At 68.2% G+C, this 24,702-nt stretch carries 17 protein-coding genes and 2 pseudogenes; 8 read left to right on the top strand and 11 right to left on the bottom strand.

Annotation, left to right across the window (positions count from 1 at the left end):
• Nucleotides 1–32: 32 nt before the first annotated feature.
• A complete protein-coding gene (locus tag G3I56_RS18880; RefSeq protein WP_164410375.1) occupies nt 33–962 on the bottom strand; it encodes a calcium-binding protein in 930 nt (309 codons plus the stop codon).
• A gap of 345 nt (nt 963–1,307) precedes the next feature.
• Here G3I56_RS18880 and G3I56_RS18885 point away from each other — a divergent pair, with 345 nt between their 5' ends.
• Complete coding sequence (locus G3I56_RS18885; protein WP_164410377.1) at nt 1,308–2,696, top strand: glycoside hydrolase family 43 protein; 1,389 nt, start codon at nt 1,308–1,310, stop codon at nt 2,694–2,696.
• 179 nt (nt 2,697–2,875) lie between these two features.
• Nucleotides 2,876–3,412, top strand: a complete 537-nt coding sequence (locus tag G3I56_RS18890) for a DUF4240 domain-containing protein (RefSeq protein WP_164410379.1) — start codon at nt 2,876–2,878, stop codon at nt 3,410–3,412.
• 112 nt (nt 3,413–3,524) lie between these two features.
• Here the strand turns inward: G3I56_RS18890 and G3I56_RS18895 are convergent, their stop codons facing one another.
• Nucleotides 3,525–4,484, bottom strand: coding sequence for a phospholipase (locus G3I56_RS18895; RefSeq protein ID WP_164410381.1), 960 nt, complete (start codon nt 4,482–4,484; stop codon nt 3,525–3,527).
• 181 nt (nt 4,485–4,665) lie between these two features.
• On the opposite strand from G3I56_RS18895, the gene G3I56_RS18900 reads away from it, so the two are divergent.
• On the top strand, nt 4,666–5,730 hold the full coding sequence (locus G3I56_RS18900; RefSeq protein WP_164410653.1) for an amidohydrolase family protein: 1,065 nt from the start codon (nt 4,666–4,668) through the stop codon (nt 5,728–5,730).
• A gap of 42 nt (nt 5,731–5,772) precedes the next feature.
• Here G3I56_RS18900 and G3I56_RS18905 read toward each other — a convergent pair whose 3' ends face one another.
• Both G3I56_RS18905 and G3I56_RS18910 read right to left on the bottom strand, forming a co-directional pair.
• Nucleotides 5,773–8,388 carry a bifunctional FO biosynthesis protein CofGH gene (locus G3I56_RS18905; RefSeq protein WP_164410383.1) on the bottom strand — a complete coding sequence of 872 codons (2,616 nt, stop codon included), beginning with the start codon at nt 8,386–8,388 and terminating at the stop codon, nt 5,773–5,775.
• Between the two features lie 172 nt (nt 8,389–8,560).
• Nucleotides 8,561–9,406 (bottom strand): LLM class F420-dependent oxidoreductase, encoded by an 846-nt coding sequence (locus tag G3I56_RS18910; RefSeq protein ID WP_164410385.1) that lies wholly within the window; start codon nt 9,404–9,406, stop codon nt 8,561–8,563.
• A 217-nt stretch (nt 9,407–9,623) separates the two neighbouring features.
• On the opposite strand from G3I56_RS18910, the gene G3I56_RS18915 reads away from it, so the two are divergent.
• Entirely contained in the window at nt 9,624–11,210 is a 1,587-nt protein-coding gene (locus G3I56_RS18915; RefSeq protein WP_164410387.1) for a CehA/McbA family metallohydrolase, read from the top strand.
• Between the two features lie 94 nt (nt 11,211–11,304).
• Nucleotides 11,305–11,994: a hypothetical protein gene (locus G3I56_RS18920; protein WP_164410389.1), complete on the top strand. Its 690-nt coding sequence runs from the start codon at nt 11,305–11,307 to the stop codon at nt 11,992–11,994.
• A gap of 114 nt (nt 11,995–12,108) precedes the next feature.
• Here G3I56_RS18920 and G3I56_RS43940 read toward each other — a convergent pair.
• The 4 genes and pseudogenes from G3I56_RS43940 to G3I56_RS18935 form a co-directional block, all read right to left on the bottom strand.
• Nucleotides 12,109–12,372, bottom strand: a pseudogene (locus G3I56_RS43940) (ISKra4 family transposase); the annotation flags it as partial.
• A gap of 24 nt (nt 12,373–12,396) precedes the next feature.
• Nucleotides 12,397–12,807 (bottom strand): annotated as a pseudogene (locus tag G3I56_RS45080) (hypothetical protein); the annotation flags it as partial.
• Nucleotides 12,701–13,219, bottom strand: a complete 519-nt coding sequence (locus tag G3I56_RS18930; protein ID WP_164410393.1) for a DUF4232 domain-containing protein — start codon at nt 13,217–13,219, stop codon at nt 12,701–12,703. The gene G3I56_RS18930 and the pseudogene G3I56_RS45080, both read right to left, overlap by 107 nt.
• A gap of 294 nt (nt 13,220–13,513) precedes the next feature.
• Nucleotides 13,514–14,350, bottom strand: coding sequence for an endonuclease/exonuclease/phosphatase family protein (locus tag G3I56_RS18935; RefSeq protein ID WP_203690223.1), 837 nt, complete (start codon nt 14,348–14,350; stop codon nt 13,514–13,516).
• A 108-nt stretch (nt 14,351–14,458) separates the two neighbouring features.
• Between G3I56_RS18935 and G3I56_RS18940 the strand changes: the two genes are divergently transcribed.
• On the top strand, nt 14,459–14,854 hold the full coding sequence (locus G3I56_RS18940) for a nitroreductase/quinone reductase family protein (protein ID WP_164410397.1): 396 nt from the start codon (nt 14,459–14,461) through the stop codon (nt 14,852–14,854).
• Between the two features lie 2 nt (nt 14,855–14,856).
• Here the strand turns inward: G3I56_RS18940 and G3I56_RS18945 are convergent, their stop codons facing one another.
• Nucleotides 14,857–15,306 carry an ATP-binding protein gene (locus tag G3I56_RS18945; RefSeq protein WP_164410399.1) on the bottom strand — a complete coding sequence of 150 codons (450 nt, stop codon included), beginning with the start codon at nt 15,304–15,306 and terminating at the stop codon, nt 14,857–14,859.
• A gap of 207 nt (nt 15,307–15,513) precedes the next feature.
• On the opposite strand from G3I56_RS18945, the gene G3I56_RS18950 reads away from it, so the two are divergent.
• Entirely contained in the window at nt 15,514–16,386 is an 873-nt protein-coding gene (locus tag G3I56_RS18950; protein ID WP_164410655.1) for a helix-turn-helix transcriptional regulator, read from the top strand.
• Between the two features lie 9 nt (nt 16,387–16,395).
• Nucleotides 16,396–16,578, top strand: coding sequence for a DUF397 domain-containing protein (locus G3I56_RS18955; protein ID WP_164410401.1), 183 nt, complete (start codon nt 16,396–16,398; stop codon nt 16,576–16,578).
• A gap of 481 nt (nt 16,579–17,059) precedes the next feature.
• Here the strand turns inward: G3I56_RS18955 and G3I56_RS18960 are convergent, their stop codons facing one another.
• Nucleotides 17,060–17,515 carry a DUF1877 family protein gene (locus G3I56_RS18960; protein ID WP_164410403.1) on the bottom strand — a complete coding sequence of 152 codons (456 nt, stop codon included), beginning with the start codon at nt 17,513–17,515 and terminating at the stop codon, nt 17,060–17,062.
• Nucleotides 17,516–17,542: 27 nt separating this feature from the next.
• Nucleotides 17,543–24,601, bottom strand: a complete 7,059-nt coding sequence (locus tag G3I56_RS18965) for a ricin-type beta-trefoil lectin domain protein (protein WP_164410405.1) — start codon at nt 24,599–24,601, stop codon at nt 17,543–17,545.
• Between the last annotated feature and the right edge of the window lie 101 nt (nt 24,602–24,702).

Genomic DNA, 24,702 nt, shown 5'->3' on the forward strand with positions numbered 1-24,702 from the left:
ATCGTACTCCGACGCGCAGTCCGCCTCGGGCCTCAGTCCTGGCGGACCACGTCCCTGCCGGGGCCGCCCGAGAGGGTGTCCCTGCCCGGGCCGCCGTACAGCTTGTCGTTGCCGCTGTTCCCGTAGAGCGTGTCGTTGCCGCTGTTGCCGTACAGACTGTCGGCGCCCTTGCCGGCGAAGAACGAGTCGTCTCCGGCGCCGCCGCGCAGCGAGTCGTTGCCGTCTCCGCCGATCAGTGTCTGGTGGCCTGCGCCGCCCTGGACTACATCGTTGCCCGGGCCCCCGTCCGCCCAGCCGTAGTCACCGGCGACATCGATCGTGTCGACGCCGTTCTGGCCGCTCAGGACGGACCCGGCGGCGCCGTGGATCGTGTCGTTGCCGTCCCCGGCGTTGGTCAGCCCGCGGACGCCCACGTCGATGATGTCGTCACCGGGTCCACCCTCGCTGTCGTTGCCGTCGACGCCACCGGTTCGGGTCAGCCTGTCCTTTCCGGCGCCCAGGTCGATCGAGGCCGTGAATCTGACCTGACCGGTGGCGTTGCCGAACGCGACGGTGTCGTTGCCGTCGCCGAGTTTCATGTACAGCGTGGCGTACGCGAGGTCGGGGTCCATGCCGGTCTTCGTGCAGGAGACCTTGGTGCGGTCCGTGTTGTCGGGGTGCGTGCAGCCTCCTTCGCTCACGTCGATGTCGATCGGGACCACGTCGTCGATGACGTAGGTGATGGTCGGGCCGTCGGTGGGCGTGGACGAGAACGTCGCGGTGACGGCGACCCTGTTGGTCTGGCCCGGCGCCGCCGTGTAGTCGAACGCCCGCCCACGATCCGCGCTCGTCAGTCTGGCCGCCGGTACCGCGGCGCCGGCGGTGGCGGGCAGGGCTACGAGGGCGGTCAGTCCGGTGGTGACGGCCAGGGTCAGGGCCGAGGCCACACGGAGTGTCCTGCGTCCGACGAAGTGAGAGGACATTGCACAACCTCCATAAGGGGCAAGCGGTTTCGACACCCCCAGGTGACTCGCGGCACGTACAGAGGGTTGCGCCCCAGGCATGTTCTGAGGGGTGCGCCGCAAAGAATCCCCACAGCCTCGCCAGAGTGATTGACGAGCAGGGTGGGGCGATCTACCTTCTGATCGACTTTCCGAACCTAGTTCGAAATTTCGGCCAATTCGCCTGCCTGGTTGCGTTCTCCACGTCCCCCGTTCCCCCTCTCCTGTCCCTCCCCTCCCTCCTCCCCCACGCACGAGTCGCGCAGCCGCTCACTCCATTCCTGGACCCGCATCCACCCCCTCGCCAGCACCCGCTTGGAGACAAAGATGAGCGCAAGACCCCAGCCCTCCCGCCGTCTCTTCCTCGGCATGGCCGCCACCACTCCCCTCGCCATGTCCGGCGTCATGACCCTCGGCGCCGGCACCGCCCACGCGGCCGACTCGGCATACGTGATGTGCTACTTCACCGAGTCGACGAGCCTGGGGCTGGGCACCGACTACGGCCTCCACCTGGCCGTCAGCACCGACTCGCTCAACTGGACGCCGCTGAACCAGAACAACCCCGTGGTCACCCCGACCGCAGGCGCCCTCGGGCTGCGCGACCCATTCCTCATGCGCAAGCAGGACGGCACGTTCGTCGTCCTCGCCACCGACCTCAAGGGCACGGACTGGTCGTACAACAGCCAGTACATCCACGTCTGGGACTCCGCCGACCTGCGCACCTTCACCGGCTACCGGCGCCTGAAACTCCACGACATGACCACGCACAGCTGGGCACCCGAGGCGTTCTGGGACGCGAGCCGGGGCCAGTACGCGGTGATCTACTCCTCCGTGAACTCCACCGGCCACAACGTGATCATGGTGAACTACACCAGCGACTTCGTCACGGCGTCGAGCCCGCAGGTCTTCTTCGACCCCGGGTACGAGGTGATCGACGGGGACATGGCGGTCGGGGTCAACGGCTACAACTACCTGTTCTTCAAGAAGAACCAGACCCTGGTGTCGGCACGCTCGACGTCCCTCAACCCGGGCAGCTTCACCGAGTACAGCGCGGGCGTGGCGCACGGCGGCACGGAAGCCCCGACGGTCTTCAAGTCGCTGACGTCGAACTCCTGGTACCTCTGGGGCGACACGTACACCCCGAACGGCGTCTTCTACGCCTGGCAGACCTCCGACCTGGCCTCCGGCACCTGGACCGCTCTCGACCAGAAGACCTACACCCAGCCGGTCAACTCCAAGCACTGCGGCATCGCGACGATCACGACAGCCGAGTACAACAACCTGCTCACCAAGTGGGGCTCCCCGGCCTGGAACCGCCTCAAGTCGTACAACTACCCGGCCCGTTACGTCCGCCACGCCGACTACAAGGCACGCATCGACGAGTATCCCTTCGACCTCTACACCGACTCGGAGTGGAAGCTCGTCCCGGGCCTGGCCGACAGCACCGGCGTCTCCTTCCAGTCGGTCAACTACCCGACCCGCTACCTCCGGCACTACAACTACGCCCTCCAACTCGACGTCAACGACGGCACGTCGACATTCGCGGGCGACGCGACGTTCTACCGCACGGCGGGCCTGGCGGACAGTTCGTGGGCGTCGTTCCGGTCGTACAACAACCCGACGCGGTACATCCGCCACTCGAACTACGTGCTGCGGATCGACCCGATCTCGACGACTGCGGAGAAGCAGGACGCTACGTTCCGGGTGGGGTTCTGAGTCGGGGTTCGCCCCAACTGCCTTGAACTGAGCGGGATTTCGGGGTCTCCGTCTGACTGCCGGTGCACTGGCTCTGCCCTTGCACCGGCAGCATTCGGTCGTCCGTCGCCGAGTCGAACGCTGTGGTCGCCCTTCCGGTGCCGGCCCGGTGTCAGTACCAAGTGGCAGGCTCTGCCGGCATGAACAGACAGCAGTTCTGGCAGCTCATCGAGTCGGCCCGTAGCCAGGCCCCCAACCCGGACGACGGAGAAGCGGTCGCCCGCCAGGCAGCCTCGCTGCTGGCCACTCAACCGGCCGAGGAGATCATCGCCGCTCAGCAGGTGTTGTGGGACCTGATGGCCGACTCCTACACGAACCCTCTGTGGGCCGCTGCCTACGTCATCAACGGCGGATGCTCCGACGACGCCTTCGACTACTTCCGGGGCTGGTTGATCGTGCAAGGGCGCGAGACCTTCGAGCGCATGATCGCTGATCCCGACGCCCTCGCAGAACTGCCCGTCGTGCGAGCGTCAGCTGCCGCGGGAAGCGTTCTCGATTGTGAGGACGTGCTCGGTATCGCCTGGACCGCCCACATCACGGCGACCGGCAGGCAACTCCCTGACGACGCGTTCAGCATCCGATACCCGGAGCTGGACCCCACCTGGAACTTCGAATTCGACGACCGAGGCGAAATGACTCGCCGCCTGCCACGCTTGGCGGTTCTCTATCCGGAGTAGGCAAGTCCGTGAGCGACGGCTTCGCTGTCGAGTTCGGCCTGTTGACCTGAGTTTTTCTCGCCGGTGGCCGGCCATTCGACGGTGCGCCTGACAGGCGCCCCTCGCGACGAGCTCAAGCCACCAACAACTGCTCCAGCAGACCCGGGAGGCTCCGGCCGAAGCCCGAGGGGAAATCGTGACCCAGCCCGGGGATCGTCTCCAGCGTGACGTCCGCGCCCGCCTCGGCAAGCACCGCGTGAGCGTCGTAAACCTCGGGGGTGACGTCGTCGTCCTGGTCCCCCACCAGAATCCGGCCGCGCACCGCACCCTGCGCGGCCCTCGCGCGCTGTTCCTCGTCTAGGTGCGCCGGTGTGAGGGCAGGACCCACCGCCAGGAATCCGGAGGGGCGTACTGCCGCGTCGGACAGGGCCCACAGCACAGCCACGCGGGCGCCCGCCGAGAAGCCCGCCGCGAGGAGTGGCAGGGAGGCGTCGGCCTCGTCCAGTTCGGCGAGAGCCGCGGTGATGTCCCGGATGCCGACGCCGATGTCGGGCCAGCTGCGGTAGAGCGGGGTCGACCGCTGGGAGGAGTCGACGGCGACGAGGACGAGCCCCGCGTCAACTGCCGCCGCCCACTGTTCCGCAGCCAGGGCCGCGTCCTGATCGGCGCCGTGCAGGACGACCAGGACACCTCGAGGGGCAGCGCCTTGTGGCCGTCGTACGACCGGGGGAAGAGGGACTCCAGTGGCCGTCGCGTGCCGGGCCGTGGACTCGCGGAGCAGAGCCGTGAACCCCTCAAGGTCACGAACGGCGGCCAGGTCGTCGTCATCGACGAGAATCGTGGGACTCCACCAGGCGCCGCCGTCGGCGAGTGCTGTGCGCAGCTCCGCCAGCGCGTCCTCGGGCCGCCCGGTGAGCGTCAGCAGGCAGGCGGCCAGGTGGGCGGTGTCCGCACGACGCGAGGGGATCCGGGGAGCCGCGTCCTCCACCGCTTTCAGGGCATCGGCCAATCGGCCTTCGGCGTACAGCCGTGACACCGTCTCGTCGAGTGCGCGGTAGAGCGCTTCCTGGGCCACGCTTGCCTGACCGTTCATCGACACATCGAATCACAGCGTCAGGCAAGCGGTCGGCGGGCGAGGACAGGCACCCGCGTTCCCTCGCTTCGGCCCCTCCAGCAGAGGCGACTCGGTCTCGACCGGTCGGTGAACAGCGGGACGCTACATTCCGGATGGGCTGCTGACCCGTGGCCCACCAACCAGGAAAGGGCAGTTGACCATGGTGCTCAAGGTACGAGGTGTCGTACTGCCCGAGCGGGAGCAGCGGACCTTCTGGATCGACCGGGGCCGGCTGTGGACCGAGCCGGTCCCGGGGGCGAGTTCGGACGGGGATGCGGAACTGGTCGTCGACGGGGGCTGGTTGCTGCCCGGCCTCGTCGATGCCCACACCCATCCGGGTGCGGAGGGCGTCGAGGACGCGTTCAGTGACGAGACGCTACGTCGGCACCTCGCCGATCACCGGGACGCCGGCGTGCTGCTCGTGCGCACGCCGGGGTCCGCCGCCCGTATCCCGGCCTGGGTGGACGACGACCCGGAGCTGCCGCGAGTTCGCTCGGCCGGGCGCTGGCTGGCCACGCCCGGCCGGTTCTTCCCCGGGTTCGGACGGGACGTGAGCGAGGCCGGCCTGGTGGACGCCGCCGTCGAGGAGGCCGAGGCGTCCTCGGGGTGGTGCAAGGTCATCGGGGACTGGAAGCACAGCGAGCCTGCGCTGCCGCTGGAGATCCTCACGGCCGTCGTGGAGGCGGTGCACGCCGTCGGCGGCCGGGTGGCCGCGCACTGCCAGACCGCCGACGGCTGCCGCAACGCCGTGCTGGCCGGGGTCGACAGCCTGGAGCACGGGATGCATCTCGACCCCGACCTCATCGACCGGATGGCGGCCCAAGGGACCGCGCTGGTACCGACGTTGAGCGTCTTCGGCGCCGGTGTTGAGCGGCGGCGAGCCGCCGAGCCGAGCGCTGCCCGGGACTGGTGGCTGGCCGGATGGGAGGGCATGCTGCCCAGCGTCCGGGCGGCGTACGAGGCCGGTGTCACCGTCCTGGCCGGCACGGACAGCTTCCCGTGCGGCACCGTCGCCTCGGAGGTCGAGTGGCTCGTCCGGGCCGGCCTGCCGACCGAAGCCGCGCTCGGCTCGGCATCATGGTCGGCCCGCTCCTGGCTCGGCCTGCCCGGCCTGACCGACGGAGCCCCCGCCGACCTCGTCGCCTACGACACCGACCCGACGCGGGACCCCTCCGCGCTGGCCCACCCGAGCCGAATCATCCTGCGGGGTCGGGTCGTCGTCTGACGGACCACGCGGAGGCGGCGGGGTGGGCGCCATCGATCCAGGTCACTCCAACACAGGCAGCAACTCCGGCAGATGCCCGTCCGACAGAGCCGCCGCCCGCTGCCGCTCCTCCGTAACCTCGCCGTAGAGGGTGGTCCGGGGCCTGGCCGGGCGCCCCGCCGCCTCCGCCACCCCGATCAGGTCCTTCACCGACTTGTACGAGCCGTACGACGACCCCGCCATCCGCGAGATCGTCTCCTCCATGAGCGTGCCGCCCAGGTCGTTCGCGCCCGAGCGGAGCATCTCCGCCGCGCCCTCCGTGCCCAGCTTGACCCAGCTGGTCTGGATGTTGGGGATGTGGGTGTGCAGCAGAAGGCGGGCCATGGCGATGACCGCCCGGTTGTCGCGCATCGTCGGGCCGGGGCGCGCGATGCCCGCCAGGTACACCGGGGCGTTGGTGTGGATGAACGGGAGGGTGACGAACTCCGTGAAACCGCCCGTCTGTTGCTGGATACGGGCCAGCGTGCGGAAGTGGCCGAGCCAGTGGCGGGGCTGGTCCACGTGGCCGTACATCATCGTCGAGGACGAGCGGATGCCCAGCTCGTGGGCCGTCGTCACCACCTCGATCCACGTTGCCGTCGGCAGCTTGCCCTTGGTCAGGACCCAGCGGACCTCGTCGTCGAGGATCTCCGCCGCCGTGCCGGGGATCGTGTCGAGGCCGGCTTCCTTCGCGGCCGTCAGCCACTCGCGGATCGACATCCCGGTGCGGGTCGCGCCGTTCACCACCTCCATGGGTGAGAAGGCGTGTACGTGCATGCCGGGGACCTTCTCCTTCACCGCGCGCGCGATGTCGAAGTAGGCGGTGCCCGGCAGGTCGGGGTGGATGCCGCCCTGCATGCAGACCTCGACCGCCCCCACGTCCCAGGCCTGTTGGGCGCGGTCGGCCACCTGGTCCAGGGACAGCGTGTAGGCGTCGGCGTCCGTGCGGCGCTGCGCGAAGGCGCAGAAACGGCAGCCGGTGTAGCAGACGTTGGTGAAGTTGATGTTCCGGGTGACGATGTAGGTGACGTCGTCCCCGACCGCCGACTTCCGTACGTCGTCGGCGACTTGGCACAGCGCGTCCAGTGCCGGGCCGTCCGCGTGGAAGAGGGCCAGCGCCTCGTCGTCGGTGAGCTTCGTCGGGTCGTCGGCCGCCGTGCGCAGCGCCTGCCGTACGTCCGTGTCGATGCGCTCCGGCACCATTCCGGGAGCCGCCGCCTCCCGCAGGGCGCCCCAGTCGCCGTACACCTCGTCGAAGTCGTCGCGCCGGTCGGACGTACGGCCGTCGGTGTCGATCGTGGTGTGCAGGTCAGTGCGGCCGGACGACACGAACGCCTCCTCCGGCTCCTGCCAGGGGTGCCCCTCGACGACGGCGTCCTCGCGCGCGAGGCCCGTCTCGGGGTCGGCCAGGGCCCGTACGTGCGGGAGCAGCCGCGGGTCGAGCCAAGGCTCGCCGCGTTGCACGAACTCCGGGTAGACGCAGAGGCGTTCGCGCATCGTGAAGCCGACTGCCGCTGATTTGGCGGCGAGTTCGTCGATCTGGGGCCAGGGGCGTTCCGGGTTGACGTGGTCGATGGTGAGCGGGGAGACCCCGCCCCAGTCGTCGATACCGGCGCCGATCAGCCGCTCGTACTCGGAGTCGACGAGGTTGGGCGGGGCCTGGAGGCAGGCGCTCGGGCCCATGATGTGGCGCGCCACCGCCACAGTCGCGACGAGTTCGTCCAGTTCCGCATCCGGCATTCCGCGCATCGCGGTGTCCGGCTTGGCGCGGAAGTTCTGGATGATCAACTCCTGGATGGAGTGGTAGGCACGGGAGACGCGACGGAGTGCGAAGAGCGACTCCGCCCGCTCCTCGTACGTCTCGCCGATCCCGATCAGGAGGCCCGAGGTGAAGGGGACGGACGACCGGCCCGCGTCCTCCAGCACCCTCAGCCGTACGGCGGGTTCCTTGTCCGGGGAGCCGTAGTGCGGGCCGCCCGGCTCGGACCACAGGCGGGTCGCGGTCGTCTCCAGCATCATGCCCATGGAGGGAGCGACGGGCTTCAGACGCTGGAAGTCCGTCCACGACATCACGCCCGGGTTGAGGTGGGGCAGCAGGCCCGTCTCCTCCAGGATGCGGATCGAGATGGCGCGGACGTACGCGATCGTGTCGTCGTAGCCGTGCGCGTCGAGCCACTCGCGCGCCTCCGGCCAGCGGTCCTCGGGCTTGTCGCCGAGGGTGATCAGCGCTTCCTTGCAGCCCAGGGCGGCACCGCGCCGGGCGATGTCGAGAACCTCGTCCGGGGACATGAACATGCCGTGCCCGGCCCGGCGGAGCTTGCCCGGGACGGTCACGAAGGTGCAGTAGTGACATTTGTCCCGACAGAGCCGGGTCAGTGGGATGAAGACGCTCTTCGAGTACGTGATGACGCCGGGTCGGCCGGCGGCCTCCAGGCCGGCGTCCCGGACGCGGGCCGCGGACGCGGTGAGGTCGTCGAGAGCCTCGCCGCGGGCCTGGAGCAGCACCGCGGCCTCGCCGGCGTCGAGGGCGACACCGTCCCGGGCGCGTTTGAGGGCGCGACGCATGGAGTTCTCGGTCGGGCCGGTGGCGCCGCCGGGGCGCTCGGTGGGGCCGGTTCCGGAGGTCTCGGGAGTCGTCATCCGTCGAGCATACGATCGATGCGATCAGGTCCCGCAGGGACCGCCCTGTCCGTTCGGGCAGCCGAACGTTACAGGGCGGCACTGGCGGCCATCACCTGCGGAGCCCCCGCGCAGCTCTCGCGCGCAGCCCGTCCAGCCTGGGCGATCCGCGGAACCCGCGCGGTTTGCCGGACTACAGGTACTCCGCGTACCCGTCCAGCAGGCCCAGCACCTCGGCCTCCCCGGCCGGCGGCAGCTGCACCACGGCCTCCTCGATGCCCAGCTCGGCGTAGTGGGCGAGCTTGCCCGGGGTGGGCTGGACGGCGTACGGGACGACCTGGAGGGCGGCCGGGTCGCGGCCCGCGTCCGCCCACACCGACCGCAGGACGGGCAGCGACTCGGACAGGCCGCGCCCGCCGATCGGCAGCCAGCCGTCGGCGTACTCGCTGATGTGGGCGAACAGTTTCGGCCCCGCCGAGCCACCGATGAGGGTGCGCGGGCCGGTCACCGGCCCGCGCGGCTTCTGGACCGGCTTGGGGTACGCGGTACTCGCCCGAACACTCCCGAACTCGCCCTCGTACGCGGTCGGTTCGTCCGCCCACAGGGCACGCATCAGCGCCACCCGGTCCCGGGTCAGCTCGCGCCGCGTACGCCATTCCACACCGTGGTCGGCGGCCTCCTCGACGTTCCAGCCGTAGCCGAGGCCGAGGGTGAACCGTCCGCCGGAGAGGTGGTCGAGGGTCGCGATCTGCTTGGCGAGGTCGATCGGGTCGTGCTGGGCGACGAGCGTGATGCCCGTGCCGAGGGCGAGCCGCTCGGTGACGGCGGCGGCCTGGCCGAGCGCGACGAAGGGGTCGAGCGTACGGCCGTACTCGGGCGGCAGGTCGCCGCCCGCCGGGTACGGGGTGGTCCGCTCGACCGGTATGTGTGTGTGCTCGGGCAGATACAGCCCGGCGAACCCGCGCTGTTCCAGCTCACGGGCGAGTCGGGTCGGGGTGATCGTCTCGTCGGTGAGGAAGATCGTGACGGCTAGGCGCATGCCCATATCTGTACCGGGCGGTGTCCCGTCTGTCCATACCGACCGGTCGGCATTGGTCGAACATCACTCGGGGCACGCTGTCTTGGCACGGCGATCCCCCTGTCTTGTACGGGAGTTCACTCCCGGGCACGAGAGTGGCTATGAAAGTGGTACGCGCCACCACAGCACCGGTCACTGCGTCACCCACGTCACACCCCGACCCCCTGGGAGCGGCAGCATGTGCGAAGACGACCACGGAACCGGCACGGAACCCGGCACCGGAAGCAGCCTGGCCAGACGCGCCCTGTTCGCGACGGGAGCCGCCGCCGCGCTTACGTTGGGAAGCGTGACCTTCTCCCACGGCACCCCGGCCGAGGCCGCCGACAACAGTGCTGGCAGTACCGGCGATACCGGCCGCGCAGAGACGAGGACGGTACGGGGCACGCTGCCCACCGGCTCCCCCGACTTCGTCTATCTGCCCGTCGAAATCCCGCACGGTGTACGGGAGTTGAGGGTCTCGTACAGCTACGACCGCCCGTCCGTACCGGCCGGCACCGCGGGCAACGCGCTCGACATCGGGGTCTTCGACCAGCGCGGCACCGAACTGGGCGGGAAGGGCTTCCGGGGCTGGTCGGGCGGGGCCCGCACGGAGTTCTTCGTCCGCGCGGACGACGCCACGCCCGGCTACATCCCCGGCCCGGTGAAGGCGGGCACCTGGCACATCGCGCTGGGCCCCTACACGGTCTCCCCGCAGGGCCTCGCCTACGAGATCACCATCACGCTGACCTACGGCGACCCCGGCGACGTCGCCGACCCGGTCTACCCGCCGGAGCGGGCGAAGGGGCGGGGCCGGGCCTGGTACCGGGGCGACTGCCACCTCCACACCTGGTACTCGGACGGCCGCCGCACCCCGGCCGAGATCGCGGCCCTCGCGCGGGCGGCGGGCCTGGACTTCATCAACAGCTCGGACCACAACACCCACTCATCACACGCCCATTGGGCCTCGGAGGCAGGCGACGACCTCCTCATCATGGTGGGCGAGGAGGTGACGACCCGCAACGGTCACGTGGTCGCGCTCGGGACCGATCCGGGGACGTTCGTCGACTGGCGCTACCGGGCCCGTGACAACCGCTTCGGCAAGTACGCGCGCCAGATCCGCCGCGCCGGCGGCCTGGTCGTCCCGGCCCACCCGCACGCCACCTGCGTCGGCTGCAACTGGAAGTTCGGCTTCAACGACGTGGACGCGGTGGAGGTGTGGAACGGCGCCTACTCGCCCGAGGACGAGGTGGCGCTCGCGGACTGGGACGGCATGCTGGTGGCGTCCGTGCGGGAGGGTGCCTCGGGCGGGCGCGGATGGATTCCGGCCATGGGCAACAGCGACGCCCACCGCGACCCCGACCCGGTGGGCGTCCCGCAGACGGTCGTCCTGGCCGACGACCTGACCCGGGAGGCCATCCAGGCGGGCCTGAAGGCAGGCCGCTCCTACGTCGCCGAGTCCAAGTCGGTCTCCCTCACCTTCACGGCGTCCGGCCCGAAGGGCGAACACGCGGACATCGGGGGCCGGTTGAGGGTGTCGAAAGACGCCCCGGTGACGATCCGCCTGGAGGTGTCGGGCGCCCCGCGCTGCACGGTCCGCTTCGTCACGGACCAGGGCGTGCTGTTCACAAGCGGGGTCCTGCCGGTGGCGGGCGCGGGTGTCGTGGAGTGGCGTACGACGGCTCAGTACGCGGCGTACGTCCGGGCGGAGGTGCGGCACGAGGCCGTACTCGCGCCGATGCCTGGGGCGCTGGCCGCGTTCACGAACCCGATCTTCCTCGGGAGGTAGCAGGGTGCCCTCCGTGACGGCCCGACGGTTGGGCCGATGGCTGTGCCGAACCACGAACGGTTGCCGTTGATGTTGCCGTTGATACGGTCCGGCCATGGCTGAAACACAGGACTCACCGGACTCACGGGGCACGCAAGGCGCGCAGGGCACTACCGTCACAGCGGACGACGTCGACCACGCCGTGCGCTCGGCGGTCAGTGCCCTGCGCGGGGCACAGGACGCCGACTGGGGCGTGGGCGCGGGTTCACTGGAGTGGGACTGCTGGGAGACCGTCGAGCACCTGGCCGACGACCTGTTCTCGTACGCCGCCCAACTGGGCCCGGAGAACCCACCGTTGGACACGCACGTCCCGTTCGTATGGAGCCGGAGGAAGCCGGGTGGCCCGGCGAACGTCATCTTCGCGGACCGCGAGGCGGGACCGGCCGGCCTGCTCCAGGTGCTGGAGGCGAGCGGCGCCCTGCTGACGGCGATCGTGCGGACCAAGGAACCGACGGCCAGATCGCACCACATCTTCGGCGCCGCCGATCCCGAGGGCTTCGCCGCCATGGGCATCCTGGAGACCCTGGTGCACACGCACGACGTCACCGAGGGCCTGGGCATCGAATGGACACCCGACCCAGGCCTGTGCGACCGCGTACTGCGCCGCCTCTTCCCCGACGCCCCGACCGACACCGAACGCTGGCCCACCCTCCTGTGGGCCACCGGCCGAGCAGAACTCCCCGACCGACCGCGCCTCACGAAGTGGCGCTGGTACGGGGCACCCCGTACACCCGAGAGCGCGTAGGAAACGGATACCGGGTCAACTCACGCCCCCTGAAGGAGTCTCCGCAGGGCCAGGCCAGGCCAGGCCAGTAGGACTCAATCAGCTTTGGGTGTAGCTCTCCTGCAGTGAGATCGTTCAGGCCGTCAGGCGGTAATCGGCCTGGTCGAGGCGGGGATAGAGACGTGTGTGTTCCTGACGCACGTGACAGCGCCAGTAGGCGGTGAAGTCGCCGTTGCTGATGATCGCGCGGAGTTGGAGGCGGGCTTCGGCTCCGGGGACGCTCCAGCGGCTGCCGGTGATCGCGAGGCGGTCGGCGACCAGATGCCTGGCCGCGCCCTCGATCACACCGCTGCCGATCGGCCGGCCCCGGGCGAGCGCCTGGTCGTAGCGGAGGAAGTCGCGGGCTTGGTGCGTTTGGATCTGAACGGTGATGAGGTAGCCGACGGTGCCGCCGATGAAGGCGAGGACTGTGACCCAACCTGCCAGGGACAACCGCCACGCCATCCATTGTGGGTCGGCCTTGGCTGGTGAAGTAATACCGATCAGGACCTCATACGCGGCTGCCCAGCCGAGACGCACACCGTTCAAGACGAAGAGGAGCCTCCCCCCGGCAAGAGGACTTCCGCCGGCGGGAAAATCCTTGGTCAGCCGTCTGTCGCCCGCCACCAGGACAGGAGGCGGGCGACGCTGTTGTCGACGGGCGCCGTGGAGGCGTCCGTCGCGGGGGTCAGCTGTAGGGGACGGCGTCGGCGGGGTCGGCGTGCCAGTTGGTGGCGAGGGGGCGGTCGACCTGGACGGTGAGGGGGAGGTCCAGGGTGACGAAGTTGTCCTCATCGCCTGTGACGGAGAGGTGGAGCTTCTCGAACAGCCTGCCGTTCTCGTTGTTGGTGGACTTGGGGTTGATGCCGGCGTATGCGGCGGCGGAGCCGGAGAGGACGACGTCGTCGCTGACGCTGTGCTCGACGGGCCGCAGCTCGGTGTCGGCGGCGGAGCCGAAGGACGCGGAGGGGAAGACGCCCTCCAGGTAGCAGGTGATGCCGGACTTGGCCTTGGCGGTGACGAGGAGGTAGCCACCTGCCTGCGTCTTCGAGGTGATCTCGAAGGTCAGGTCGTTGGTGGCACAGGCCCGCGCGGCGGTGCTTCCGCTGTCGGCGGTGGCGGCCGGGGTTGCGGTAGCAGCGAGGGCAGCCGCGGCGGCCACGGCCAGGGCGAGGCGGGTGGAGCGGGCGGCAAGTCGCGAACGCATCGAAGATCTCCATGGTGCGGAAGTGGGTCGTCCAGCGGACTGCTTGGACGGCCACAGCTTGTTCCGTGATCTGTTCCGCCCGCCACAAAAAGCGATCATGTTGGGACGCCGGAACGCTGGAATGGGCGCTGACCAGCAGAAACGTTGGCGGTCTGGAACGGGTGACTGGGACGGGTGGCCGGGACGGGCAGGGTGGATCATCACCTGGCCACACCGATGTCCGGGGCGTTCTCCTCCAGCCACGGGACAATCCTGTTCAGGCGCACCCATCAGCTTTCGTCAACTTTCGTCCGATCATGCGGACGCCAACTCGGCCACGACGGCGGCATGGTCGGACGCCCAGACATCCCCGACCGGCCCGTCCCCCGCTCGCCATACCGCACGCACATGCCCGAGACCTCCCGGCCACGGCAGTCCCACATGGATGTAGTCGATACGCGAGCTCGGGCCGAACCCTGCCGCGACATACGGGTTGGCGGCGTCCCAAGTCGCGGACGGAGCCGCCGGATCGGCCAACTCCCAGGCGTCCATGAAGACTTGGCCGGGAACGGGCGGGGCCGTCATGTGACCGCCGAACAGCCGGATCTCGTCGGAGTCCGGCCGGGCGTTGAAGTCGCCGGTGATGACGGGCGGGAAGGCGGTGCCGCCGTCACGGTGTTTCGCCACGAACTCCGCGAGGGCGGTGACCTGTTGGCACCGGACAGCCGAGGCGTGGGGCGCGGAGGTGAGGTGAGTGGTGAAGAAGGGGACATGGTGGCCGGGGGCGGCGAGCCTGGCGTACAGGGCAAGGCGTCCGTCGTCCAGCTCATCGGGCGCCGGCAGCCGCATCACCTCGCTCTCGACGACGGGCCAGCGACTCAGCACCGCGTTCCCGACGTTCACCTTCGCGCCGCCCCCGCCCCCACCCTCGATACGCCGCTGCCAGCGCTCGGGGGCCTCGGAGGCGGCCCAGGTCCAGTGCAGGCCGAGTTCGTCGGCGAGCCAGGCGGCGAGGTTCTCGCCGCCGCACTCCCAGACCTCCTGGAGCCCGACCACGTCCGGCCGCAGATCCCGCAGCACGGAGAGGATCGCCTGCCGCCGCGCCTCCCAGGGCCCGAACCGCCACCACAGATTCCAGGTCACCACGCGCATATTCGCCACCGCCTACTCCTTTCGCCCAGGCCCAGCCCTTGTCCCTCTGGGAGAGCATTCAAGGGCACACCACAGCAGCAGCACGAACACAGGAGACACAAGAACAACATGTCCCGCTTCACGGAGTTCAGATTCAAGGCCGCCACCACCTTCCAGCGCCACATCGGCAACCCGGTCACGCGCCGCCTCCCGTTCCACACTCTTCTGGAGACCACCGGCCGTACCTCCGGCCTGCCCCGCGTCACCCCGCTCGGCGGACGCCGCATCGGCAACGAGTTCTGGCTGGTCTCGGAGTTCGGCGAGAAGTCTCAGTACGTACGGAACATCAAGTCGAACCCGCGTGTACGGGTACGGGTCGGGGGACGGTGGCACAAGGGCACGGCCCACCTTCTCCCGAACGACGACCCAATCGCCCGACTGCGGACCCTGCCGAAGGTCAACAGCACGGGCGTACGAACCCTGGGGACGAATCTGCTGACGGTACGGGTGGATCTGGACGGCTGAACCTACGTCCGCCCGCACTCCGCCCACAGCAGCTTCCCGCCCTTCGGCGCGCCTGGCTCCCGCAGCACGGACACACCCCATGAGTCGGCACACGCCTGTACGAGGTGCAGCCCGCGCCCGCCTTCGGCGTCGTCCGGGGGTACGGCGATGGGGGTGCCCTTCTCCGATGTCGAGAAACCGGGCGGGACCCGGGGATCGGTGTCCCACACGGCGACGCGGAGCCGGTCGGGTTCGTTGGAGAGGAGGCGGAGCATGTACGGGCCCCTGGTGTGGAGGTGGGCGTTGGTGAGCAACTCGGAGGCGAGGAGTTCGGCGGTGGGGGTGAGGTGGGCGAGGTCGTGGGCAGCCAGAACGGTGCGCAGGGTGGCGCGGGCGATGCCCGGTGCGCGGGGATCGTGCGGGAGCTGGAGGGCGTAGCTCCAAGAGAGGGCGGACGGCGATACGGTGGCCATCGGAAGTCTCCGATCACGGAGGGGAGTTGGGTGGTGCCGGTACGTTGCCTTGCATTGCGGTGCCCAGTGACCGTGGCCGCTCCGTCGAGCGGGGTACTTCTGGGCGAGGCGCCTGAGAATGAAGATAGGGCTCGACAAATGTCATTTGCCAGTGATCGAGATACTTACGGTCGAGATTCCCTCGTGTGAGTGACCCGCCGACGGAACATGTGTGCAGGAGGAGTTCACGTGCCCGCAAGACCCCGCCTGACGGCCCGCCGACTGCGGCTCGCCGTGGAGCTGCGCAAGATGCGCGAGCGCGCGGGCATGACGGCGACCGATGCCGCACGAGCGCTCAGCACCAGTCAGGGGCAGCTCAGCAACGTGGAGTCTGCCCGGTTCGGGGTGAGCCCCGAGCGCGTCAGGGCGCTGGCCGGCATCTACTCCTGCTCCGACCAGGCGTTCGTCCAGTGCCTGGTCGCCGTGGCGACCGACAAGACGTTCGGCTGGTGGGAGTCGTACCGCGAAGTGCTGCCGTCCGGGCTCCTCGACCTCGCCGAGTTGGAGCACCACGCCACGGCCGTACGCACCGCCTACACCTCGCACATGCCCGGCCTGCTACAGACCGCCGACCACGCCCGCGAGATCTTCCGCCATGTGATTCCGGCGCCCACCCCACCCGAGGTGGAGCACCGCGTCTCCCACCGGGTCAAACGGCAGGGCGTGTTGTACGGAGCGAACCCGACCCCGTACCGGACCGTGGTCCACGAAGCAGCACTGCGCATGCGCGTCGGCGGCCGTGACGTGGCTCGCACCCAGCTCCGGCATCTGATGGACATGAGCGAGCGGGACCACATCACCGTCCGCGTACTGCCCTTCGACGTGGGTGCCTTCCCGGGATCGGGCCAGTCCATCAACTACCTGCACGGCCCGGTGCCCCAGCTGGACACAGCCCAACTGGACCAGTTCCACGGCCCCGTCCTCCTGGACGCCGAGGCCCACTTGGAGAAGTACCGACTTCTCCTGGACACCGTCGAGGCCACGGCCCTCACCCCGGAGAAGTCCCGGGACCTCATCCTTGCCATCGCCCAGGACCTGTAGAGGAGCCCCATGTCCCAGCACATCTGGCGGAAGTCGTCCCGCTGCCAGGAAGGCGACGCCTGTGTCTATATATCCGTCAACGGCGAAACGATTCTGCTCGCCGATTCGGCAACGCCGGACCCATCGTCCGCCATCTCGGCCGGACGCGACGCCTTCACCAACCTCATCCGCATGCTCAGGATCGGCGAATGAGCCTGTGCGGATGACCGGCGACATCAACTCCCGCACCTAGTCCGGCATGGTAAATCAGACCAAGAACCCCGGGATGAGGCACATTATCTTCCAGGATTTCGATCATCCTATTGACCTCCTGTTCAGCATCCTCCGAAGCCATGATTTTTCGGAGCAACTTCACGGTTGGTCAAGTATCACGCTCATCCGTCATCCACTCCCCGCGAGACGCGACGCAACGCTGGAATTGTGAAACTCTCGCCAATATCCCCCGAAAGCGACTACCAGTAGTAACGGCGCCAACCATTCCAACACCTTCGAGTAATCCGCGAAAGATCTCCAGCCTTCGGAGATGAGGATTTTATATCCGGTTCCATAACGGCTAGCCCCTCACCTTCGACCGATGACGCTTTCCCACGGATCCGGCATCTGGGATTCGCCACTCGACATCGATCCAAGTTCAGTAGATTTTACAATCGATCTGGGCAAGCCCTTGGCGTGATTACCCTTCGTAGACCTGGGCCACACACAGCGCTTCCCTAGCTGCGAGATCATAGACTTCCCACAGATCGATCAAAGTTCCCTCCAGGTCCTCCAGATAGCCGACAGGGATCCTGCCGCGGATAATCCCGGAAAGCACCTCGGGCGCCTGTCGCATCACATCCAGAACAGGGAGCGAAGAAAGAAACTGACTAACCCCTGCTACTTCTTCGGCCGACAGGAAAGTGCAAAATGTTCCAGCACCGTCATCACCAAGGAGACTCCCACCAGAAACAGCGGAGATGACATTGTCGCCAGCGTTAACCTGCTGCAAAAGCTTCTCGATAACACCTGAATCGTCACCGAGGTCACACAACGCAGCGGAATCATCCGACTCCAGAAGATAGAATCGGGAAATAACCCGCCCGAAACCAGCTTCAATCTCTCGCCCAGAAATAGGGAACAGAGAAACGTTCATCACTCACTACCTTCCGACCAGACCGATTCAATAGGCTAGCAGAGGTCCGGCCATTCCAGGAATCAAGGGAGAATCCGTAGAGCCCCACGGACTCTGGGACCAGTCATGATTCTCCACGTTCACGTGCCACCACTCCTTCACACTGGTCGCGGCTTTCTCATACCAGGGAACGCTCTCCGGCGCTGGCGCTGGCGCTGGATTATTGGGATACCTCCCCTTATCTCGGTCGTAGTTCTTTGTCTTATACGTGATCACTCCTCCACTCCTCACCGATGGATAGGCGTCGACCCACTCACCAAGCTTGAACAGGTTCGGCCCTTTAAGCGGCGCCATTTTGAAACCTGCCTGCACCTTCATATTTCTAGTTTCCGGATCCCCCTTCAACTGCTCCTTCAGACTCTTCACATAATCCTTCACCTCCGAATCGCCACCAACTTCAGCCTTACCTCCGAAATGTTTGACATCCCAGACGTAAACAGTATCGTCCGTCCAATAAAGGAGGTCTGCCCAGCCGCCTTTCTTCCTGCCGGGAACATTTCGAATGTAGTTTTCGGAATCACGGTAGCCGCGCGTCTGCTGAAGATCTACCGTTACTGATCCACCACCCTTGGGCTGCAAAGCGCGCAGCCAGAGCATATACATGATGATCACCGTATCGTGGGCCTTCGTGTACTTCTCTTTTATGAATGCAGCCCGCCGCTTATCGGCAGCGGCTTTATCAGCTGCAGCCCGCCGCGCCGCCTCCCCTTCCGGATCGTAGACCCGGAGGCCGCTTGGATCGCTCTTGGTGATCGGGCTGCCGTTCGCGTACGTGTACCCGTTCATCTGAAGCGGGTCGGCTATATCCACAATCGGGTCGGCTGAGACAAAGCGCCCCGTCGACTGGTCGTATTCGCGCGCCCCAATATGTGTAAGCCCAGTAGTAGCCGCATCGTCGATGCCCACGCCAAGGTAGGTACGACGGTTGGGCCAAGCGGCGGCCGGGGTCCCCCGCGACTCGCCGTAGGGCTTAAAGGACCGGCGGGTAAGAGGCTGGCCCGCGGATTCCTCGACCGCGGTGGTGGCCGTGCCGAGAGGGTCGTTGAGCAGGATCGTGAGTTTGTGGCCGGTAGCCGTGCCTGCGGTGGTGCGGACGACCGTCGGGGCGCCAGGGTGGGAATAGGCGCGGACCGCGCGGGTGATGGTGCCGGCGGTGTTGGCGGTCACCTCGGTTTCGCCGAGGAAGAGCGTGGCGCCGGACTTCGTGCGCTCCAGGAGGCGGTTGCCGCTCGCGTCGTAGACGTAGTCGGTGCGGTCGGTGAGGGTCCAGCGTTGGGCGGTGGTGGTGTTGCAGGCGGTGATCTCGAGGGCGGTGCCCGATGCCGCGTTGAAGCCGGGGACGTCCAGGCAGCGGGCGGAGGCCGTGTTCTTGAGGCTGCCGTTCGCGCCGAGAGTCCATTTCTGGGCGTCGGAGCTGTTGCAGGTCGAGAGCTGGACGGCGCCGTTGTTGACGGTTCCGACGGCGGTGGCGCATTTGCCGAGGGCCTTGAGCTGGCCGTTGAGAGCCAGCGTCCATTTCTGGGCGTCGGCGCTGTTGCAGGTCGAGAGCTGGATCACCGTGCCGTCGGCCGTGGCCGCGTTGCGGACGTCGAGGCAGAAGCCGCCCAGGCCGGTGATGGCGGCGGGGTTCTCGCTGCCGTCGGAGGCCGTGGCGAGCTTGCCCTGGGCGGTCCAGACAAGGGACTGGCCGGTGACAGCGCCCGGGCGGGCGGTGGTGTTGCCTGCGGCGTCGTAGACGTAACTGCTGATGGTGGGGGTGGTGTTGGGTTTGGTGACCGTGCGAGAGGTGAGGAGGTGCGGGCGGGTGGTCGTGTTGGTGGTGCCGTGTGTGTAAGCGGTGGTCGTCGTCGCGGCCGTCGCGCCCTGCGCGTGTTCGGTCAGCGAGGTGCGGTTGCCGGTGACGTCGAACGTGTAGGCGTCCCAGTAGGCCGTGGAGCCGGTGGAGACCGTGCCCGAGGCGGGGGCCGTCCTGGAAAGGGAAGCCGTCAGGTCGCTGTCCGGGGCCGTGGTGTCCGTCGCGGAGTCGGCGGCCTCGGCGACCGGACCGGTGGAGATCTGACCGTCCGTGCGGTAGCCCCAGTTGGTGCCGGAGGCCGACTTGCAGCCCGTGCCTCCGCTACCCTCCGCGTCGGTGGCGAGGTTGGAGGTCCAGGCGTGGACCAGTTCGCCGAGCATGTCGTAGGTGAAGCACTGGTTGTCGGTCGTACCGACGGTGCCGTCCATCTGTCGGCGGGCGGCGGAGGTGACGTTGCCGGCCCGGTCGTAGGAGAAGTAGGCGTCGGTGATGCGGTGGGAGGCGTCGGTCTCCCGGTCCCAGACGCTGCGCTGGACGCGGCCGGTGTGCTCGTCGACGAAGTTGGTGGTCCACACCCGGTAGGGCTGGGGGCCGCTGACGGTGCGCAGGACCTCGCCGTACGGGGAGTAGGTGACGTCGGACGTGTACCAGCTTTGGCCGGAGGTGGACTCGGCCAGGCCGTCGCTGTCGTAGCGGGTGACGACCTTCTCCTGGGCCAGCCCGCCGACCGCCGGGAGTGTGGTCGTCAGCGGCTTGCCGGTGGGGGTGTATGTGTAGGCATACGAGTACTTGCCCGCCAGGCCGGGAGTGGCGGTGCCGTTCGGGATGGTCACCTCACGACCCGTGGGGCGGTAGTCGGTGTCGTAGCCGGTGATCCGGTCCACGAAGTCGCCGTACCGGTCGTGGCGGGTCGTGGACGAGAGCAGACCGAGCGCGCCCGTCGGGTCGTACGCGTACTCGATGATCGGGGACGCGGTCGCCGATCCTTCGCGGACCGCCTTGACCCGGCCGGTCGTGTCGTACTCCGTGAAGGTGGTGAGGTTGCGGGAGTCCGTGGCGCTGGTGCGGCGGTCGAGGTCGTCGTAGGCGAAGGACGACGTGCCGACATCGGGATCGGTGGAGTCGGTCAGCCGGCCGCGGGAGTCGTAGTTGTACGTCCACAGGCTGCCGGCCGGGTCCTTGACCTGCTGGCGGTTGCCACGGGAGTCGTAGGAATACCGGGTATCGCGCCACTTGCTGAGGCCGCTGTTGGTGTAGTGCTGGACGAGGCTGACGCGGCCGAGGGCGTCGGTCCAGGTTTTGACGGGGGGTGTGGCGCCGCCGGCCGGGCGGGTGAGCGTCCAGTCGTCGCCGTAGGCGGCCGAGCTGGAGTAGACCGCCTTGCCGCTGTGGAGCGTCGTCGTCTTGATCGCGCGCTCCAGACCGTCGTACTGGGTCCGGTTCATGGTGGGCACGAGCGAGTCGGACTTGCGCTTGAACTGCGTGGCCTGCGGCTCGCCCTGGACCAGGTAGCCGCCGGTCTGCTCCCAGGCCAGGCCGTGGTCGTCGTAGCGGGTGTCGGTGATGACGCGGCCTCGGCCGTGGGCTTCGGCCTGGGTCTGGAACGGGCGCGAGAGTCCGTCGTAGATGGTGACCTGCTTGGCGTAGGCGCCGTCGTCCTTGAGGGTCTCGACGGTCACCGTGCTGGGCTTGGTCACGCTGGTGGTGGCCTTGGCCATCTGGTACGTGATCTTGACGTTCGGGGTCTGGCTGCCCGACGAGCGGGAGGCCGACCAGCCGTTCACCAGGCGGCCGAGCGCGTCGTACTCGGTGCGGGTGACGCGGTTGTTGGTGTCCGTGACGGTGAGCGGAAGGCCACGGCCCGGGTCGAAGGTGGTGAGGGAGGTGTGGCCTGCCGGGTTGATCGTCTTGACGGCGGTCACCGGGCCACCGCTGTCCGGGGTGTACTGCGTCTCGGTCTTGACCACACCGACGGAGCTGGGGGCCGTCACGATGCGGATTCGGCCCAGGTCGTCGTAGGTCGAGGTGGTGACGACGGAGTAGCCGGAGCCCGAGGCGGGGTTGGTCGCCACGCTGGTGGGCCGGCCCTTGACCGGCACGGCGCCATAGGTGAGGGAGTCGTAGCTGGTCCGGGTGGCGCCGATCAGCTGGGTCGCGGGGTCGGCGGAGTCGTGGGCCGCACAGGAGGTCGCCGTCGTACGGACCTGCTTGGGCAGGCCGATGATGTTGGCGGCCGTCACGTTGTTGGCGTACTCGGTCTTGGTGCAGCGGTATTCGCTGAAGGTCTCGGCGCCGCCGGACCCGGGCTTGACCACGGCTGTCTGCACCTGGACGGGAAGGCCGTGGTCGGGGTCGACCTCGGTCTCGGTGCGTACCGCCTGCCAGCTGTCGGTGCCGAGCGTCTGGATGGCGTCGGTACGCCGGATGCCGACTTGGTGGGCGAGCAGAGGCGAGGTGTCGTTGTCGCGGTTGCGGGAGGCGGTCTGCTTGGACCAGGGGTAGTTGAGGGTCCGCTTGGCGACGGGGCCGCCGGTACCCGTGTAACTGATGGTCTCCGCGACCATGCCCGCGTATTGCGGTACGTCGTCGGCGAGGAGCGTCACTTCGCTCTTGGAGTCCTTGACGGCACCACCCGCGCCACGGAAGTAGCGGACGACCGAGTAGGACTGAGTCTGGGTGACACCCGCAGCCGCGCCGCCGTTCTTGCTGCCCTCGGCCGTGGCCACCTGCTGGTAGCCGCGCCACACACCGTAAGTACGCAGGGACGGCTTGGAGAACTCGTCGTCGTCCTTGCCCCAGGCCGGGTTTGTGTAGGTGTAGCTGGTGAGTATGTGGTCGGAGACCCCGGAGATCCGGTCGGTCTCGGTCACCGTGGCAACGACGTACTTGTTGAACCACGCGATCTTCGGGGTCTCCACCTCACCGTCCGGGGACCACCGGACCGGATAGCAGGTGCCGTGGTTGTCCTCGGGCGAGACGGTCGGCTGAGTCCGGCAGCCACCTGTGTACGTCACCGCGATGGAGCCGCCCTGCTCGGTGCGGACACTGCCGATGCGGGGGCGGGTGAAGCCCGGACGCGCGTCGTTCTTGCTGCGGGGGACGAGATTGGGGAGCTGCTTGTCGCCGAGATAGCCGCTCAGCGCCTCGCCCTTGTCTGCGACGACGTAGGGGGCGAAGCTGACGCCGTCCGCCGACATCACGGTGCCGGTGGTGTCGCCGGGGGCGAAGCCGGTACGGGTGATGGAGTTGAGCCAGAGGGCCGGCGAGGTGTTGTACCAGTCGCGCGGGAAGGACTGGCGGAGCGTGTACGTGTCGACCTTGGTCAGCCCAGGAATGCCGGGGCGGGCGGCCTCGGTGGTCACGGACGCCAGGCGCATCCGGGTCCAGAAGGAGGGGAAGGCTGGGCAGAGCTTCGACGTGGACTTGCAGTTGAGGTTGCCGGGGCTGTCCCACCAGCGGCGGTACGAGGCCGGGTCGTCGGTGACGTCGAACTTCGCTGGGGCGCAGGAACCGTCGGTCTGAAGGCACCGCTCCTGGGCGTTGAAGAGGACCCTCGCGGAAGGCGAGTTGAGGTCGTTGGTGCGCAGGCCGTACTCGATGGAGAGCGGGTAGCCACCACGGTCGTACGACACCGGGGCCTTGAACTTCTTGTTGGCCGCGTAGTAGTTCGTGTCCCGCTTCCAGTTGACGATCATCGCGTTGTCGTTGACGTCGACGACCTTGTCCAGGCCCCAGTGCCAGGCCTGGTTGCAACGGGAGTCGGCGAAGGCGTCCTTGCGGCAGGGCTCACCGGGGTGGTTGCCGTAGACCGGGACGGTGAAGACGGAGTCGGTGTCGGGGTGCGAGCCGCCCACCTTGTTCTGGCCGAAGTAGTACTTCGTGCCGTCGGGGGTGGTGACGAGCCAGTACTCGTCGTTGTCGTCCTTGTTGTCGCCGTCGGTCCTCAACTCGACGCGGGTTCCGTCGTCGTTCTGGGGACGGTAGATCTCGGAGGTGGAGTTGACCCGCACCAGCTCGACCGTCCGGCCGCCGAGCGACATGACCGCGTTGTACGAGACCCAGCACAGGTCCGAGGTCTTGTACTTCTTCTCCTTGTTGTTGGCCGCCCCGGCGGCGACGTCGTCGCGGTCGTCCTTGCAGCTGCGGTATCGGCGCTCGATGTGGCCCGGGTCGTAGTCCCAGCCCTCGCCGATCCAGGACACCTGCGGGGAGGAGGTGGCGGTCTTGCCGTCCACGGTCTGCGAGTTGTAGCCGAAGGCGATCTGCGGGGCGGGACCGGCGGGCGCGGGCGGGACCGTGATCGGGTAGGACCAGGTGAACGCCCCCGACGAAGTGCCGGCCGCCCATTTGCCGCTGGAGGCCAGCGGGGTCGCCTTGAACGAACCGCCCGCGCTCCCACCGGAGTCCACGGCGCCGATGACCGCCTTGTCGCCGGAGGCGGCTGCCGGTCGGGCCCGGGTGTACGAGGCCTGGATGACACCGGAGGAGTCGGCGGGGGCAGCGGAGGCCGCGGAGCTGGAGACGGTGCCGTCGGCGGCGGTGTCGACAGTGGCGGTGATGGTCTTGGCGCTGGTGTCGTTGTCCGTGTCCAGCTCGGTGTACGCCTGGCACTCCTCCAGGTCGGGAGTCGAGAGGTAGCACTCGGGGAACTGGACGAAGTGCAGGCGGGAGGCCCAGTCGGCCCCGTAGAGATTCTCGAACGTCTTGTAGCTGAGCTGGACGGAGATCGGCACCGAGCCGGTGGCGGGCGCGGTCACCGAGACCACCGCGCCATCGACGCCTGCCGACACGGACGCCGTACGGGGGGAGACAGTGACCGCCCAACTGCCGGTCGGCGCGGCGGCGTCCGGGGCCTGGCCCAGCTTCACCGGCAGGTTGCCGGCGGGTTTGTAGGCGGCCTGGGGCACAGCGGAGCCGGTCCGCAGAGCGGCCGTTGACGTGGCGCTCCCGAAGTCGACCGGTTGCGTGCCGGAGGTGGCCGGGGTGGTGGTACCGGCCGGGGCTTCGTCCCGGTTGACCGGAGCGGCCAGCCCGATCTTGCCGAGCTTGGCGTCGACGTTCGTCCCCACGACGAGTTGTTCGTCGGGGAGTTCCTCCAACGGGACGTCGTCGCGGGGCACTTCCGCGCTCGCCGGATCCGGCGGCGTGGCCAGGGCCTGCGTCGGCAGCATGGCGATCGACAGTGTCAGCACCGCGGTGGAGAGCAGGACGGACCGACGGCCTCTGAAGCGCGCGGACGAAAAGAGTGACACTGCTGGTCCCCCCGGACGGCATGGAGCGGCCGCCCGGGAAGGCCGCACGCAGGTAAAACCACGTCAAATAACGTGGAGATTCTTTGTCTCAGTTGTAAGGA

This window comes from Streptomyces sp. SID12488 (genome assembly GCF_010548275.1).
Taxonomy (GTDB): Bacteria; Actinomycetota; Actinomycetes; order Streptomycetales; family Streptomycetaceae; genus Streptomyces.

Coding starts and splice junctions, on each gene's coding strand:
- G3I56_RS18950 (WP_164410655.1), top strand. CDS start 15,514: ATGTGTGCAGGAGGAGTTCACGTGCCCGCAAGACCCCGCCTGACGGCC.
- G3I56_RS18920 (WP_164410389.1), top strand. CDS start 11,305: ATGGCTGAAACACAGGACTCACCGGACTCACGGGGCACGCAAGGCGCG.
- G3I56_RS18945 (WP_164410399.1), bottom strand. CDS start 15,306: ATGGCCACCGTATCGCCGTCCGCCCTCTCTTGGAGCTACGCCCTCCAG.
- G3I56_RS18900 (WP_164410653.1), top strand. CDS start 4,666: ATGGTGCTCAAGGTACGAGGTGTCGTACTGCCCGAGCGGGAGCAGCGG.
- G3I56_RS18905 (WP_164410383.1), bottom strand. CDS start 8,388: ATGACGACTCCCGAGACCTCCGGAACCGGCCCCACCGAGCGCCCCGGC.
- G3I56_RS18960 (WP_164410403.1), bottom strand. CDS start 17,515: ATGAACGTTTCTCTGTTCCCTATTTCTGGGCGAGAGATTGAAGCTGGT.
- G3I56_RS18955 (WP_164410401.1), top strand. CDS start 16,396: ATGTCCCAGCACATCTGGCGGAAGTCGTCCCGCTGCCAGGAAGGCGAC.
- G3I56_RS18910 (WP_164410385.1), bottom strand. CDS start 9,406: ATGCGCCTAGCCGTCACGATCTTCCTCACCGACGAGACGATCACCCCG.
- G3I56_RS18915 (WP_164410387.1), top strand. CDS start 9,624: ATGTGCGAAGACGACCACGGAACCGGCACGGAACCCGGCACCGGAAGC.
- G3I56_RS18935 (WP_203690223.1), bottom strand. CDS start 14,350: ATGCGCGTGGTGACCTGGAATCTGTGGTGGCGGTTCGGGCCCTGGGAG.
- G3I56_RS18885 (WP_164410377.1), top strand. CDS start 1,308: ATGAGCGCAAGACCCCAGCCCTCCCGCCGTCTCTTCCTCGGCATGGCC.
- G3I56_RS18940 (WP_164410397.1), top strand. CDS start 14,459: ATGTCCCGCTTCACGGAGTTCAGATTCAAGGCCGCCACCACCTTCCAG.
- G3I56_RS18880 (WP_164410375.1), bottom strand. CDS start 962: ATGTCCTCTCACTTCGTCGGACGCAGGACACTCCGTGTGGCCTCGGCC.
- G3I56_RS18930 (WP_164410393.1), bottom strand. CDS start 13,219: ATGCGTTCGCGACTTGCCGCCCGCTCCACCCGCCTCGCCCTGGCCGTG.
- G3I56_RS18895 (WP_164410381.1), bottom strand. CDS start 4,484: ATGAACGGTCAGGCAAGCGTGGCCCAGGAAGCGCTCTACCGCGCACTC.
- G3I56_RS18890 (WP_164410379.1), top strand. CDS start 2,876: ATGAACAGACAGCAGTTCTGGCAGCTCATCGAGTCGGCCCGTAGCCAG.